Here is a 15,144-nt window from a genome sequence, read left to right as displayed (position 1 = left end):
TCTTCTCAGCTCCTGATTATTTAGCGGTCTTACGGTATTGCTCGATGAGTTCGATGAAGTGATCGAACAGCGGCGCGGCATCGTGCGGGCCCGGGCTGGCTTCAGGGTGGCCCTGGAAGCTGAACGCAGGCTTATCGGTGCGATGGATACCCTGCAAGGTGCCATCGAACAGGGATTTGTGCGTCACGCGCAGGTTAGCGGGCATCGAGGCTTCGTCGACGGCAAAGCCGTGGTTCTGCGCGGTAATCATCACCGTGTTATTGTCGATGTCTTTCACCGGGTGGTTCCCACCGTGGTGGCCAAACTTCATCTTCACGGTGTTGGCTCCGCTCGCCAGCGCCAGCAGCTGATGGCCGAGGCAGATGCCGAATACCGGGATATCGGTTTCGAGGAAGGACTTGATGGCGTCGATAGCGTAATCGCACGGCGCCGGGTCGCCTGGGCCGTTAGAAAGGAAGATGCCGTCCGGGTTCATCTTCAGCACCTCTTCAGCGGACGTTTGCGCTGGAACCACCGTCAGGCGGCAGCCGCGGTCAACCAGCATGCGCAGGATGTTGCGCTTGGCACCAAAATCGTAGGCCACCACGTGGAACGGCAGTTCGTTCTCTTTTTTCGCTTCCGGCAGGTCGCCTTCCAGCGTCCAGCTCCCCTGCGTCCAGCTGTAGGCTTCCGCCGTGGTCACTTCTTTCGCCAGGTCCATACCGTTCAGGCCCGGGAAGGCTTTCGCTTTTTCCAGCGCCAGCGTCGCGTCGAGGTTATCCCCTGCGATGATGCAGCCGTTCTGTGCACCCTTCTCACGCAGCAGACGCGTCAGCTTGCGGGTATCGATATCGGCAATCGCCACAATGTTATGGCGCTTCAGGTAAGAAGAGAGGTCTTCGGTGTTGCGGAAGTTGCTGGCAATCAGCGGCAGGTCACGAATGACCAGGCCTTGCGCATGTACCTGAGAGGATTCTTCGTCAGCCGCATTGGTGCCGACATTGCCGATATGAGGATAAGTAAGAGTAACGATTTGGCGAGAATAGGAAGGATCAGTGAGGATTTCTTGATAACCGGTCATTGAAGTATTGAAAACGACTTCCCCAACCGCCGAACCCGTTGCCCCTATGGCCCGACCGATAAACTGGGTTCCGTCTTCCAGAACCAATAGCGCTGACTTAATCAAAACACCCTCCAGAGAATATTCACTCACTTTATTTGCATATTAATTCATAACCACGTCATGAATCAATGCAAATGTGTTGCCAGCGAATTTTTGGCAAACGGCGGCATTCTGGGGATTTGGCATGTAAAAGTCAACTTAAAACGGGTATTTTGTTTATTCTTTTGCAGGACTGGCGGCCTGAATGGGATTTAACGGGCAAAAAGATCAGGTAAATCATCCTGGAAAACGCTTGCGCGGTTGGTTTTTTGGAATTTGAGAGGCGGGAGCGATAAAAAGTGGACCAAATGGTCAAAATTTACGTTCAGTTCACAGAAAAATGGCATAAAACTCAGGTTTATGACCATTACCAACCAAATTTCATCTCAAACATATAAAATAAGAGGGCAATAAATTATTGCCCTATGCAATCAATACATTACGACTGCAATAACCACATCACGATGGGTAATAACGCTTACAAATTAGTGAGATCAAGCACATCTCGCATATCAAAAAGACCCTTTTCTTTCGATTTCAGCCACAACGCGGAACGTACTGCGCCATTGGCGAACGTCATGCGGCTTGACGCTTTGTGCGTAATCTCAACACGTTCGCCAATATCGGCGAACATCGCCGTGTGTTCGCCGACGATATCGCCCGCCCGGACGGTTGCGAAACCAATGGTGCCCGGCACGCGTTCTCCGGTATGCCCTTCACGGGAATAGACTGCGATGTCTTTTAAATCTTTATCCATTGCATAAGCAATCGCTTCGCCCATCGCCAGCGCCGTGCCTGATGGAGCATCAACTTTATGACGGTGGTGCGCTTCAATAATCTCAATGTCGGTGTAGTCGCCCATCACCTTCGCCGCCTTTTCCAGCAGCTTCAGCATGACGTTAACGCCTACGCTAAAGTTCGCGGCAAAGACAATCGCAATGTCGGTGGCTGCATCCTGAATGGCCTGTTTACCCGCATCATCGAAGCCGGTGGTGCCAATCACCATTCCTTTACCGTGCTGGCGGCAAAACGCCAGGTGAGTCAGGGTACCTTCCGGACGGGTAAAGTCGATGAACACGTCAAAGTCATCTTTCACCGCATCAAGGCTGCTCTGAACGGTAACGCCTGTCTTACCCGCGCCGGCCAGTTCACCCGCATCGGATCCCAGCAGGGATGAACCTTCACGCTCCAGCGCCGCGCCGAGTGCCACGCCTTCCATTTGTATTGCCGCCTGAATCAGCTGGCGACCCATACGTCCACCCGCGCCCGCAATGGCGACACGGATCTGTGCTTCATGCATAGTTATTCTCTTACGTTAAAATGATGTAAACCGTTTTCAGATTAACCAGCCTTCGTAAAGGCTGCCAACTGAAAACACCAATAATTAGAATTTAACGTGAAACCGACTCAGATATCAGTAAAAGACATGATTTTGTCGTCACGATAAAGTCCGGGGCAAAAAAAAGGCCAGCACAGGAGGTGCTGGCCTTTCATCAGAAAAGAAGTTATTCCACTTCGCGGGCGTCGATTCGCAGCTCTTTCGGCACTTCGAAGACGATATTCTCTTCGCGGCCTTCGAGCGGAACGGCTTCACCACCGCCCAGCTCTTGCAGGCGGGCAATGACGTTTTGCACGAGGATATCCGGCGCAGAAGCCCCTGCGGTGACGCCGACGCAGGCCGCGTTTTTAACCCACGCTTCCTGTATGTCCGTTGCGTCGTCGATTAAAAACGCCGCCTTGCCCATTCGCTGTGCCAGTTCGGCCAGACGGTTAGAGTTAGAGGAGTTTTTTGAACCGACCACCAGCACCACGTCCGCCTGTTCCGCCAGCGCGCGCACCGCTTCCTGACGGTTAGTGGTGGCGTAGCAGATATCATCCTTACGCGGCCCGACGATTTTCGGAAAGCGCTGGCGCAGGGCGTCAATCACGTCTGAGGTGTCGTCTACGGAGAGCGTGGTCTGGGTCATAAACGACAGACGCGCTTCGTTTTTCACGTTCAGCGTCAGGACATCTTCCGGCGACTCAACCAGATACATCCCCCCTTCCGGGTTGCTGTACTGGCCCATGGTACCCTCGACTTCCGGGTGACCGGCGTGACCAATCAGGATCGACTCTTCACCGCGACGGCTGGCGCGCGCCACTTCCATATGCACTTTGGTGACCAGCGGACAGGTGGCGTCGAAGACGGTCAGATCCCGGCTTTTGGCTTCGTTACGCACGGCCTGCGAAACGCCGTGCGCGGAGAAGATCAGGATAGCGCCGTCCGGCACTTCGCTGATTTGCTCGATGAAAATCGCCCCGCGCTCGCGCAGGCTGTCGACCACGTAGCGGTTATGTACCACTTCATGACGCACGTAAATCGGCGCGCCGTAAATTTCCAGTGCGTTTTCAACAATGCTGATAGCGCGGTCTACACCGGCGCAAAAACCGCGCGGGTTAGCCAACAGGATCTGCATTTCAGGCCTCCAGTGCCGGATCGATCTCCAGCACTTCTACATCAAAATGAACGGTACGCCCGGCTAGCGGATGGTTGAAGTCAACGGTGATGGAGTCCCCGTTGATTTCGCGGATCACGCCAGGCATTTCGCTGCCGTCCATAGCGGTAAAGAGCATAATCGCTCCGATTTCCGGCTCGCCCGCATCCATAAACTCACGGCGCGAGAAGTACTGGATCAGATCCGGGCTTGGCACGCCAAATGCCGCATCCGGCTCCAGCGAAAACGCCTTTGTCTCGCCCTCTTTCAGACCCAGAAGCTGCTGCTCAAGGCCTTCAGACAAGGAGGTATCGCCCAGACGAAACAGCGCCGGTTTGCCGTTATTGCGGGTGGATTCAGCCGTGGAGCCGTCATCCAGCTTCAGCGTGAAGTGAACGAGTACCGCGCTGTTGCTCTGTACGGATTTAGACATGCAAATTGCTCGCTTGTTTTGCCCGGTGGCGCTGCGCTTACCGGGCCTATATTAACCGTAGACCGGGATCGCTACGCGTCACCCGGCTGGTTTGGTTACGCCTGCTCTTTCGCCGCCGGTTTAGGCAAGAAGCCTTCCAGCACGATTAACGCCGCACCGATGCAAATTGCGCTATCGGCGAGGTTAAAGGTCGCGAAGTGCCAGTTGCCGACGTAGAAGTCGATCATATCGACCACAAAGCCGTGCCACAGGCGGTCAAACAGGTTGCCCAGCGCGCCGCCAATGATCAGCGCGTAGGCGATGTTATTCAGCTTTTGCGTTGCTTTCGAGCGGTACATCAGCACCGCCAGCACAACGCAGATACCCATTGCGATACCTGCGAAGAACCAGCGCTGCCAGCCACCGCTGTCGGCCAGGAAACTAAACGCCGCGCCGTAGTTGCGGGCGTAGTGCAGGTTAAGCGACGGGAACAGCGGGACCGTATCCCCCAGAGCAAAGTTCTGGAGGATCAGGAACTTGCTGCCCAGATCGATAATCAGCACCACCACCACCAGCCACAGCCAGCGCAGTCCTGTGGAACAGAGAGTTTTACTCATCAGGCAAACTTACGTTTTTCGCCGTCACCGGCGACGTTGCTTACACAGCGTCCGCAGATGTCTGCGTGTTCCGCCACCTGACCGACATCGGTAGTGTAATGCCAGCAACGCGGGCATTTCTCACCGTCGGCTTTGCTCAGTGCGACCTTCAGTCCTTTGAGCAGTTCGCTCTGCTGAGCATCAGCAGACGCGTCAGCATAATCCGCAACTTTCGCACCGGAGGTCAACAGGACAAATCGCAATTCATCGCCCAACGCCGTCAGCTTCGCCGCCAGCTCCGGTTCGGCGTACAGGGTTACTGCCGCTTCCAGAGAGCCGCCGACTTTCTTGTCAGCACGCGCCTGCTCGATAACCTTGTTCACTTCGCCACGCACTTTCAGCAGCTCGTCCCAGAAGGCATCGTTCATCGCTTCGGTGCTGGAGAGATCGAACAGACCTTCGTACCACTCGCCGGTGAAGACATACTTCTCACGCTCGCCCGGCAGGTAACCCCAGATTTCATCCGCGGTGAAGGACATGATCGGCGCCATCCAGCGCACCAGCGCTTCTGCGATGTGGTACAGCGCAGACTGACAGCTGCGGCGCGCCACGCTGTCCGCTTTCGCGGTGTACTGACGGTCTTTGATGATGTCGAGGTAGAACGAGCCCATCTCAATGGAGCAGAAGCGCATCAGGCGCTGCACCACTTCGTGGAAGTCGTAAGACTCATAGGCTTTCAGGATATCTTCCTGCGCCGCTTTCGCGCAGCCTACCGCCCAGCGATCGAGCACGACCATCTCTTCCGGCTTCACCATGTCTTTTACTGGATCGAACCCGTTGAGGTTCGCCAGCAGGAAGCGCGCGGTGTTACGGATACGACGATAGCTGTCGGCAGCACGTTTCAGGATCTCGTCAGACACCGCCATTTCGCCAGTGTAGTCGGTAGAGGCTACCCACAGACGCAGGATGTCCGCGCCCAGCTTGTTCATTACGTCCTGCGGCGAAACGGTGTTACCGATGGACTTGGACATCTTACGGCCCTGGCCATCCACGGTGAAGCCGTGGGTCAGTACCTGACGGTAAGGCGCTTTGCCCTTCATGGCGGTGGAGATCATCAGCGATGACATGAACCAGCCGCGGTGTTGGTCGGAGCCTTCGAGATACATGTCGGCAGCGTGACCAGCGAACTCAGGGCGCACGTCAACCACGGAGGCGTGGGTTGAACCGGAGTCGAACCACACGTCCAGGGTATCCGGCACTTTCTCGTAGTTATCCGCGTCCGCGCCCAGGATGTCGCGGGCGTCGAGATCCCACCACGCCTGAATGCCGTCAACTTCAACGCGCTTCGCCACTTCTTCCATCAGTTCCAGGGTGTTCGGATGCAGTTCCTGCGTCTCTTTGTGCACGAACAGCGACATCGGCACGCCCCAGGTACGCTGACGGGAGATACACCAGTCAGGACGGTTAGCCACCATGGATTCGATACGCGCCTGGCCCCAGTCCGGGATCCACTGCACGCCCTTGATCTCTTTCAGGGACTGCTCGCGCAGGCCTTTCTGATCCATGCTGACGAACCACTGTGGCGTCGCACGGAAGATGATCGGCGTCTTGTGACGCCAGCAGCACGGATAGCTGTGCTGCATTTTTTCAACGTGCAGCAGCGCACCGCGTTCACGCAGCATCTCAACGATGATGTCGTTGGCTTTAAAGACGTTGATACCGTCCAGCGCCGGGTAGGTGCCAGGCAGGTAAGACCCGTCCGGGCCAACCGGGTTGGCGATTTCCAGACCGTATTTCAGGCTGATGTTGTAATCGTCAGGACCGTGACCGCCAGCGGTATGCACCGCACCGGTACCCGCGTCCAGCGTGACGTGGTCGCCCAGGATCGCCGGAACGTCGAAGTCCAGGAACGGGTGTTTGAAGCGCATCAGCTCCAGCGCGTCGCCTTTCACGGTGCCCAGCACGGTGTAGTCGGTGATGTTCGCGCGCTTCAGCACGCTTTCTACCAGATCTTTCGCCAGGATAACCGCGCGGCCGTCAACCTGCACCAGCGCGTATTCGAACTCGCCGGAGAGAGAGATTGCACGGTTGGCTGGCAGCGTCCACGGGGTAGTGGTCCAGATCACCAGCGAGATCGGGCCGCTTACGCCAGGCAGACCGAATTTAGCTTTGATCGCGTCCTGATCGACCGCTTCGAAAGCCACGTCGATAGAAGGAGACGTTTTGTCGTAATACTCCACTTCGGCTTCTGCCAGCGCAGAGCGGCAGTCCACGCACCAGTGCACCGGCTTAGCGCCTTTGTGCAGGTGACCGTTACCGATGATTTTGCCCAGCGCCCGGATGATGTTGGCTTCGGTTTTGAAGTCCATGGTCAGGTACGGGTGCGACCAGTCGCCCAGCACGCCCAGACGGATAAAGTCTGCGCGCTGGCCGTCAACCTGGGTGGCAGCATATTCGCGGCATTTCGCGCGGAACTCAGCAGCGGTGAACTTCTCGCCTGGCTTGCCGTACTCTTGCTCAACTTTCAGCTCGATTGGCAGGCCGTGGCAGTCCCAGCCCGGAACGTAAGGCGAGTCATATCCCGCGAGTCCTTTGGACTTCACGATAATGTCTTTCAGAATCTTGTTTACAGAGTGACCAATATGAATGCTGCCATTCGCATATGGAGGGCCATCGTGCAGAATGAAGGTTTTTTTGCCTTTTTTGGCTGCACGAATGATGCCGTACAGGTCATCATCGGTCCAACGCGCCAGCATTCCCGGTTCGCGCTTGGCGAGATCGCCGCGCATCGGGAACCCTGTTTCCGGCAAATTCAGGGTTGATTTATAGTCACTCATCAGATTCTCGGTTCCGTATTTATCACGTAGGCAGTTAAGCCGGTTCTAAAGCCCAAAAAACTCGCGGGCCGTCAATTCATCTCGCGCGATTTGCGCCTTAAGTTCATCCAGCGAAGCGAATCGCTGTTCATTGCGTATTTTTTTACGCAGTATCACATCTATATGGCGACCGTAGAGGTCCATTACAACGTCCAGCAGGTGTACTTCTAACTGTTGACGCACACCGGCAACCGTTGGACGCGTGCCAATGTTGGCGACGCCGTAGAAAGGCTTCTCGCCCAGTCCTGCCACTTCCACCGCATATACCCCTTTAACCGGGGAGACCTGACGACGCAGCGGTATGTTCGCCGTCGGGAAACCTATCGTGCGGCCCAGCGCATCGCCATGGACCACGCGACCTGAAATCGTGAACGGGTGGCCCAGCAGCGTTTCTGCCGTGTCCAGATCATCGTTCGCCAGCGCCTGGCGTACCGCCGTGCTGCTGACGCGTACGCCGCCCTCGCAGAAGGTCATCGTACTGGTGACGTCAAACCCGTACTCCAGACCAGCCTTCTGTAATAACAAGAAATCGCCCTGACGACCAGCGCCAAAGCGGAAATCATCCCCCACCGCGAGGAACTGCACGCCAAGCTGCCTGACCAGCAGATCGCTGACAAAGTTTTGTGCGGTCAGCGCGGCAAATCGACGGTCGAAACGTACGCACAGGACGTAGTCCACGCCGGACTCCGCCAGATAGCGTAACTTCTCGCGCAGGCGGGTCAGCCGTGCGGGGGATTTCTCACCCGCAAACAGCTCCAGCGGCTGAGGCTCGAAAATCATCACCACGACGGGCAGGCCTCGCGCCTCGCCTTCTTTACGCAATCCCTGCAACAGCGCCTGATGCCCACGATGCACGCCGTCGAAATTACCAATGGTCAGCACGCACCCGCGCGGGGCTTGACTGAGATTATGTATGCCGCGTATCAGCTTCATGACTGGCTCAAAACAGTGAAAATCGCCAAAGTATACCTTGTACAGCGGTTAACGTTAACCGGCGATTGTTCACGCGAAACAGAAAGCCGTATGATTTCATCACGCTGACCTTTCACAGCAAAAAAATCTGCCCGCGAACAGCGTTTTTTACGCCGAAAAGCTGTATTCACGAACGACAAGCTGGTAGAATCCTGCGCCATCACTACGTAACGTAGCGTCGCCACATTAACGGCGCTTATTTGCACAAATCCATTGACAAAAGAAGGTATAGAGGGCATATTCCTCGGCCTTTGAATTGTCCACATAGATCATATTTGGGAGTTGGACCTTGGCTAATATCAAATCAGCTAAGAAACGTGCCGTTCAGTCTGAAAAGGCTCGTAAGCACAATGCAAGCCGTCGCTCTATGATGCGTACTTTCATCAAGAAAGTATACGCAGCAATCGAAGCTGGCGACAAAGCTGCAGCGCAGAACGCATTTAACGAAATGCAACCAATCGTGGATCGTCAGGCTGCTAAAGGTCTGATCCACAAAAACAAAGCAGCGCGTCATAAAGCAAACCTGACCGCGCAGATCAACAAACTGGCTTAATCGCCACTTGTTGTTGCTTGTTTGAAAGAACCCGCTTAACGCGGGTTTTTTTATGCCTTCAGATTGCCGGTGGCGTAAACAGCGCCGAGTAGTCCCGGTTGCAGATACGCTGCACCGCGGGGTGCTGAATCATCCTTTCGGCGAATATGGCGTGATACTCTTCCATCACGTTTTCCACCCTGCCAATCTCCGTAATCTTGTCGTCTGAATAGAGATCGTGCGCGTACAGCGTCGGGGCAACGAAGATCGCATTATGCGCTTCGCCAAAGGCTTTCATCAGCGCGGCATCGTCAAACTCACCGAGGATTTCCACGTTCAGCCCCTGGGAGTTAAACCAGTTCAGCAGCTTACGTCCGAGCATTGACCGTCTTCCCGGCACCAGCAAACGGCGCTCTTCCAGGCAGGCCGGAAACGGTTTTTCCGGTGGCGGATTGATGCACCAGAAGCTGACGCCGCATTCGCCAATTTTCACCGAGAACAAGCCTTCCTGCTGGGTGGAGTCGATGGGGCAATCCGAGATAATCATATCCAGCTTATGCTGGCTCAGCTGTTCCAGCAGCATCTCGTGGGTGGACTCAAAGCAGCGTAAATGAATCTGTTCATCTTCCACCACCGCCGCATCCAGCACGCCGCTTACCAGCCGTTTGGATAGCGCATCCGCCACGCCCACGTCAAAGAGCAGGTTAGACTCTTTGCGATAGTTAACGATATCCAGCATCTCCTGGCTCAGGGTGAACATCTTGTCCGCGTAACGGAACACCAGCTCACCCAGCTCGCTCGGCTCAATGCCACGCCCTTTCCGCTTAAAAAGCTTGCCCTGCAAGCGCTCTTCCAGGGCTTTGATTTGCCCGGTAATGGTCTGTGGCGTCAGGTAGAGCGCCTCAGCGGCTCCCACGACCGAGCCCTGCTTGTAGACATGCCAGAAGTAATAGAGATGGTTGTAGTTCAAATGAGACATCACGTTTTCACTCCCTGATAGTTTATCGGGAGAAGGCTTCCCTCCTCCCGGTTTCCCGTTATGCCTGGACAGCCTGTCCGGACAACTTCACCTTCAACAAGGTATAGCCGATAACCGCGGCCAGGAGCGACCCGATAAGAATGCCGAGTTTCGCCCAGACGATAAGCTCAGGCGCGCTTGCGCCAAACGCCAGCGTCGAGATAAAGATCGACATGGTGAATCCAATACCGCACAGCACCCCGACGGCCATAATCTGACTAAAGGTGGTCCCGTTTGGCAATGACGCCAGCTTAAGCTTCAGCGCCAGCCAGCAGAACAGGCTGATGCCCAGCGGCTTACCGATAAACAGACCGGCGATAATACCCAGCGGCAGCACGGAGGTGAGGCCGTCCAAAGTCACCCCTGCCAGGGAAACGCCCGCGTTGGCAAACGCAAACAGCGGCAGGATCATAAAGCCTACCCACGGGTGAAGCACGTGCTCTAACTGTCTGGCAGGCGATTTGCCGTTCTGCTCCTTCAGTGGGATGAAGAAACCAACGATGACGCCCGCCAGCGTGGCGTGCACGCCGGATTTCAACACTGCCGTCCACAGCACCATTCCCACCAGGATATAAATGCCCGTGCGTCGGACGTTGAAGACGTTCAGCAACGCCAGCACCGCGATAGCCACGGCCGCCACGCTCAGCGACAGAACGGACAGATCGCTGGTGTAGAACAGCGCGATAATCACGATAGCGCCCAGGTCATCAATAATCGCCAGCGCCATCAGGAAAATTTTCAGTGCTACCGGGACGCGGCTACCGAGCAAGGCTAATACCCCGAGCGCAAACGCGATATCCGTTGCGGCCGGGATCGCCCAGCCGTCGCGCGCAACCGGATCCTGCCACGTGAACGCGAGGAAGAGCAGCGCCGGCACGATCATCCCGCCAATCGCCGCGATCGCAGGGAACGCCGCGCGCTGACGGCTGGCAAGCGAGCCGCTCACCAGCTCACGTTTGACCTCCAGGCCCACCAGCAGGAAAAATACCGCCATCAGCGCATCGTTGATCCACAGCAGCATGTTTTTGTTGATTTCCAGCGCTCCGACCTTCAGCTCGACGGGCGTTTCCAGAAATGCGTGATAGAGATCGCGCGTCATACCCATATTGGCGAGCAGCATGGCGGCCGCGGCTGCAATAATCAGGATGACGCCGCCGGATGCCTCACTGCTAAAGAAACGGTGTAGTAATTTCACGTTAATTATCTCTTTTACAACAATACCTCGGTAAAACCATAATATCAGCGCAAACAGATCGGTAAAAACAGATTAATATTGGGTATGGATTCAGTTTAACCGAGCAATAACGCTGTAAAGAAAAAGCCCGGAATCGCTTCCGGGCTTTAAAGGATAGTAACCAGCTGACGGGTTAGCGGGTTAAATCATCGAAGAATTTTTTGACGCCATCGAAGAAGCTTTTGGAGCGCGGGCTATTTTTCTCACCCGTAGGGCCGCCAAAACTTTCCTGAAGCTCTTTCAGCAGCTGTTTCTGCTTGTCGTTCAGGCCAACTGGCGTTTCGACTACCACGCGGCATAGCAGGTCGCCCTGCGCGCCACCGCGAACGGATTTAACGCCTTTGCCACGCATGCGGAACAGCTTGCCGGTCTGTGTTTCGCCCGGCACCTTCAGGTTCACGCGACCGTCCAGCGTCGGCACTTCAATTTCGCCGCCCAGCGCCGCCATCGCGAAGTTGATCGGCACTTCGCAGTACAGGTTGTTGCCTTCACGCTCGAAAATGGCGTGCTGCTTCACCTGAACCTGAACGTACAGATCGCCTGCCGGTGCGCCGTGCTCGCCCGCTTCGCCTTCGCCTGCCAGACGGATACGGTCGCCCGTATCGACGCCTGCCGGGATCTTAACGGACAGGGTTTTGGTTTTCTCAACGCGACCGTGGCCGTGACACTTGTTGCACGGATCTTTGATCAGCGTACCGCGACCGTGACAGTGCGGACACGCCTGCTGCACCGCGAAGAAGCCCTGGCGCATCTGCACCTGACCGGAACCGTGACAGGTTGGACAGGTCTGTGGCTGAGTCCCCGCTTTCGCGCCGCTGCCGTGGCAAACGTCACACTCTTCCAGCGTCGGAATACGGATCTCTTTGGTGACGCCGCGAACCGCTTCCTCCAGCGTCAGCTCCATGTTGTAGCGCAGGTCTGCGCCGCGCGCCGCGCGCTGGCGGCCACGACCGCCGCCGAAGATATCGCCGAATACATCACCAAAGATATCGCTGAAATCAGCGCCGCCGCCGAAGCCGCCGCCACCAAATCCACCGCCGCCCATGCCGCCCTGTTCAAAGGCCGCGTGACCATACTGGTCATAAGCCGCGCGTTTTTGCGCGTCGGTCAGGACTTCGTAGGCTTCTTTAATCTCTTTAAATTTGGCTTCAGCCTCTTTATCACCCTGATTGCGGTCTGGATGATATTTCATGGCCAGGCGCTTATACGCCTTTTTGATTTCACGCTCTTCCGCAGTTTTCGGAACGCCTAAAATCTCGTAATAGTCTTGCTTTGCCATTGGTTTTTTTAAGCCCCTTAACATGCGAGCACGGGCGTGGAGAATTCTCCTACGCCCGTGCCGATTAATTACCCTGCATCAGGGCGATTATTTTTTATCTTTCACTTCTTCGAACTCAGCGTCGACAACGTCGTCGTCTTTCGCGTTGTTCGCCGAAGCATCAGCGCCCGCCTGCTGCTGTGCGTGCTGCTGCTGAGCGATTTCCATCAGTTTCTGAGAAACCTGTGCCAGCTCCTGCATCTTCGCTTCGATGTCCGCTTTGTCTTCGCCTTTCAGAGACGTTTCCAGCGCGCTCAGTGCAGTTTCGATCGCAGTTTTGTCTTCCGCTGGCAGTTTATCGCCCGCTTCTTCAACCTGCTTACGGGTGCTGTGCAGCAGATGGTCACCCTGGTTACGGGTCTGAACCAGCTCTTCGAACTTACGGTCGGATTCCGCGTTAGCTTCGGCATCACGAACCATTTTTTCGATTTCCGCTTCGTTCAGGCCAGAAGATGCCTTGATGGTGATCTTCTGCTCTTTACCGCTGTTTTTGTCTTTCGCAGACACGTGCAGGATACCGTCAGCATCGATGTCGAAGGTGACTTCGATCTGTGGCATACCGCGTGGCGCCGGGCTGATACCGTCCAGGTTGAACTGACCCAGAGATTTGTTATCTGCCGCACGCTTACGCTCACCCTGAATCACATGGATGGTTACCGCAGACTGGTTGTCTTCAGCGGTAGAGAACACCTGGCTGTGTTTCGTCGGGATAGTGGTGTTTTTGTTGATGAGCGGAGTCATTACGCCACCCATGGTTTCGATACCCAGAGACAGCGGGGTAACGTCCAGCAGCAGTACGTCTTTCACTTCACCGGTTAGTACACCACCCTGAACCGCAGCACCAATAGCTACCGCTTCGTCCGGGTTCACGTCTTTACGTGGCTCTTTACCAAAGAATTCAGCCACTTTCTTCTGAACCATTGGCATACGCGTCTGACCACCTACCAGGATAACGTCCTGAATGTCAGACACGGACAGGCCAGCGTCCTGCAATGCAACTTTCAGTGGCTCGATAGAACGGTTCACCAGGTCTTCTACCAGGCTTTCCAGTTTCGCACGGGTCACTTTGATGTTCATGTGTTTAGGACCGGTCGCGTCTGCGGTGATGTACGGCAGGTTCACGTCGGTCTGCTGAGCGGAAGACAGTTCGATCTTCGCTTTCTCAGCGGCTTCTTTCAGGCGCTGCATCGCCAGCGGGTCGTTACGCAGGTCAATGCCCTGATCTTTCTTGAACTCGTCAACGAGGTAGTTGATCAGACGAGTATCGAAGTCTTCACCACCCAGGTGGGTATCACCGTTGGTTGCCAGAACTTCGAAGGTTTTTTCGCCGTCAACGTCGTCGATTTCGATAATAGAAATATCGAAAGTACCACCACCCAGGTCGTACACCGCGATAGTACGGTTGCCGACTTCTTTATCCAGACCGTAAGCCAGCGCCGCTGCGGTTGGTTCGTTGATGATACGTTTTACTTCCAGACCTGCGATACGGCCAGCATCTTTGGTTGCCTGACGCTGAGCATCGTTGAAGTAAGCAGGTACGGTGATAACAGCTTCAGTTACCGGTTCGCCCAGGTAATCTTCTGCGGTTTTCTTCATTTTCTTCAGCACTTCAGCAGAGATCTGCGGAGGTGCAGTTTTGGTGCCTTTCACATCAAGCCATGCATCGCCGTTATCGGCTGCGATGATTTTGTAAGGCATGATGGAAACGTCACGCTGAACTTCTTCGTCCTGGAAGCGGCGGCCAATCAGGCGTTTGATCGCAAACAGGGTGTTTTGCGGGTTTGTCACTGCCTGACGTTTAGCCGGCTGACCAACCAGAGTTTCACCATCCTGGGTATAAGCAATGATAGAAGGCGTGGTGCGATCGCCCTCGGCGTTCTCCAGCACGCGTGCAGTAGTGCCATCCATAATCGCTACACAAGAGTTGGTAGTACCCAGGTCGATACCAATAATTTTACCCATCTAAACGTCTCCACTAAAAATTCAGTCAACATGTGGTTGTGTACCTGTAATAAGGGCAGAACGTGCTTTTTCAACTGCCCAGATTTGATTTTTTTCAGGTCCACACACTGCGGTTGCTTACAAGATGGGGTCGCAACGTCATCCATCAAGGGGGAGACATAAAAAAATTTTTAATTTCACCCTGATGAGATCATAGTCGGCGCCGATTACGACTATGTTTACGCCACCTTGACAAAAGCTTCACTGGCATCACAAAACGAACAATTGTTGATACCACTTAGACGATGACGCCCTCACCCCTACTGATATTTGGTAAACATTAAGAGCAACTATTACTAACGGGTAAAAACTGCCTGACCAATCTGACATTGCGTTATTGATATTTTTCATAGATGGCAAAACAAGACGGGAGAGATACTCCTGATGATTTTCAGCGGAGCATTAATACGATGGAACGCCTTAGGCTTTGAGGCTTCATTTTGTAACAAATTTGTCCACTTTTGAAAGTTTGGGTTATGTCATAAGCGGTGTAGCATGAGCAAATAACCATAGTAAATCCAGGGACAGATGATGAAAATGGTACTGCCAGTTAATGGCTATAGTTCGGCA

At 54.9% G+C, this 15,144-nt stretch carries 12 protein-coding genes and 1 pseudogene; 1 reads left to right on the top strand and 12 read right to left on the bottom strand.

Annotated features, from left to right (window positions below):
- Positions 1-16: 16 nt before the first annotated feature.
- The 8 genes and pseudogenes from carA to IM300_RS22805 all read right to left on the bottom strand — a co-directional run.
- The gene (gene carA, locus IM300_RS09475) at positions 17-1,165 is read right to left on the bottom strand and encodes a glutamine-hydrolyzing carbamoyl-phosphate synthase small subunit (RefSeq protein ID WP_193033812.1); all 1,149 of its coding nucleotides are present in this window, start codon (positions 1,163-1,165) and stop codon (positions 17-19) included.
- A 454-nt stretch (positions 1,166-1,619) separates the two neighbouring features.
- On the bottom strand, positions 1,620-2,441 hold the full coding sequence (dapB, locus tag IM300_RS09470) for a 4-hydroxy-tetrahydrodipicolinate reductase (protein ID WP_193036277.1): 822 nt from the start codon (positions 2,439-2,441) through the stop codon (positions 1,620-1,622).
- Between the two features lie 205 nt (positions 2,442-2,646).
- The gene (gene ispH / locus IM300_RS09465) at positions 2,647-3,597 is read right to left on the bottom strand and encodes a 4-hydroxy-3-methylbut-2-enyl diphosphate reductase (protein ID WP_028015471.1); all 951 of its coding nucleotides are present in this window, start codon (positions 3,595-3,597) and stop codon (positions 2,647-2,649) included.
- A 1-nt stretch (position 3,598) separates the two neighbouring features.
- Complete coding sequence (gene fkpB / locus IM300_RS09460) at positions 3,599-4,048, bottom strand: FKBP-type peptidyl-prolyl cis-trans isomerase (protein ID WP_063867427.1); 450 nt, start codon at positions 4,046-4,048, stop codon at positions 3,599-3,601.
- Positions 4,049-4,143: 95 nt separating this feature from the next.
- A complete protein-coding gene (lspA, locus tag IM300_RS09455; RefSeq protein WP_063867426.1) occupies positions 4,144-4,644 on the bottom strand; it encodes a signal peptidase II in 501 nt (166 codons plus the stop codon).
- On the bottom strand, positions 4,644-7,460 hold the full coding sequence (gene ileS, locus IM300_RS09450; protein ID WP_193036275.1) for an isoleucine--tRNA ligase: 2,817 nt from the start codon (positions 7,458-7,460) through the stop codon (positions 4,644-4,646). The genes lspA and ileS overlap by 1 nt, the downstream gene beginning before the upstream one ends.
- Positions 7,461-7,505: 45 nt before the next feature.
- Positions 7,506-8,432 (bottom strand): bifunctional riboflavin kinase/FAD synthetase, encoded by a 927-nt coding sequence (gene ribF / locus IM300_RS09445; protein ID WP_063450695.1) that lies wholly within the window; start codon positions 8,430-8,432, stop codon positions 7,506-7,508.
- A gap of 7 nt (positions 8,433-8,439) precedes the next feature.
- Positions 8,440-8,645: pseudogene (locus tag IM300_RS22805) on the bottom strand (DUF2575 domain-containing protein); the annotation flags it as partial.
- Positions 8,646-8,760: 115 nt separating this feature from the next.
- Here IM300_RS22805 and rpsT point away from each other — a divergent pair.
- On the top strand, positions 8,761-9,024 hold the full coding sequence (gene rpsT, locus IM300_RS09440; RefSeq protein ID WP_003856458.1) for a 30S ribosomal protein S20: 264 nt from the start codon (positions 8,761-8,763) through the stop codon (positions 9,022-9,024).
- A gap of 58 nt (positions 9,025-9,082) precedes the next feature.
- On the opposite strand, the gene nhaR is transcribed toward rpsT, so the two are convergent.
- From nhaR to dnaK, 4 genes are all read right to left on the bottom strand, one after another.
- The gene (gene nhaR, locus IM300_RS09435) at positions 9,083-9,982 is read right to left on the bottom strand and encodes a transcriptional activator NhaR (protein WP_063450696.1); all 900 of its coding nucleotides are present in this window, start codon (positions 9,980-9,982) and stop codon (positions 9,083-9,085) included.
- Positions 9,983-10,040: 58 nt separating this feature from the next.
- Positions 10,041-11,216, bottom strand: coding sequence for a Na+/H+ antiporter NhaA (nhaA, locus tag IM300_RS09430; protein ID WP_193036273.1), 1,176 nt, complete (start codon positions 11,214-11,216; stop codon positions 10,041-10,043).
- A gap of 172 nt (positions 11,217-11,388) precedes the next feature.
- Complete coding sequence (gene dnaJ, locus IM300_RS09425) at positions 11,389-12,534, bottom strand: molecular chaperone DnaJ (RefSeq protein WP_063450698.1); 1,146 nt, start codon at positions 12,532-12,534, stop codon at positions 11,389-11,391.
- Between the two features lie 87 nt (positions 12,535-12,621).
- Positions 12,622-14,535 (bottom strand): molecular chaperone DnaK, encoded by a 1,914-nt coding sequence (gene dnaK, locus IM300_RS09420; protein WP_063450699.1) that lies wholly within the window; start codon positions 14,533-14,535, stop codon positions 12,622-12,624.
- Positions 14,536-15,144 lie beyond the last annotated feature (609 nt).

The organism is Enterobacter cloacae complex sp. I2 (assembly GCF_014896205.1).
GTDB classification, from domain to species: Bacteria; Pseudomonadota; Gammaproteobacteria; order Enterobacterales; family Enterobacteriaceae; genus Enterobacter; species Enterobacter quasihormaechei.
This window is presented reverse-complemented; position numbering and strand designations above follow the sequence as displayed.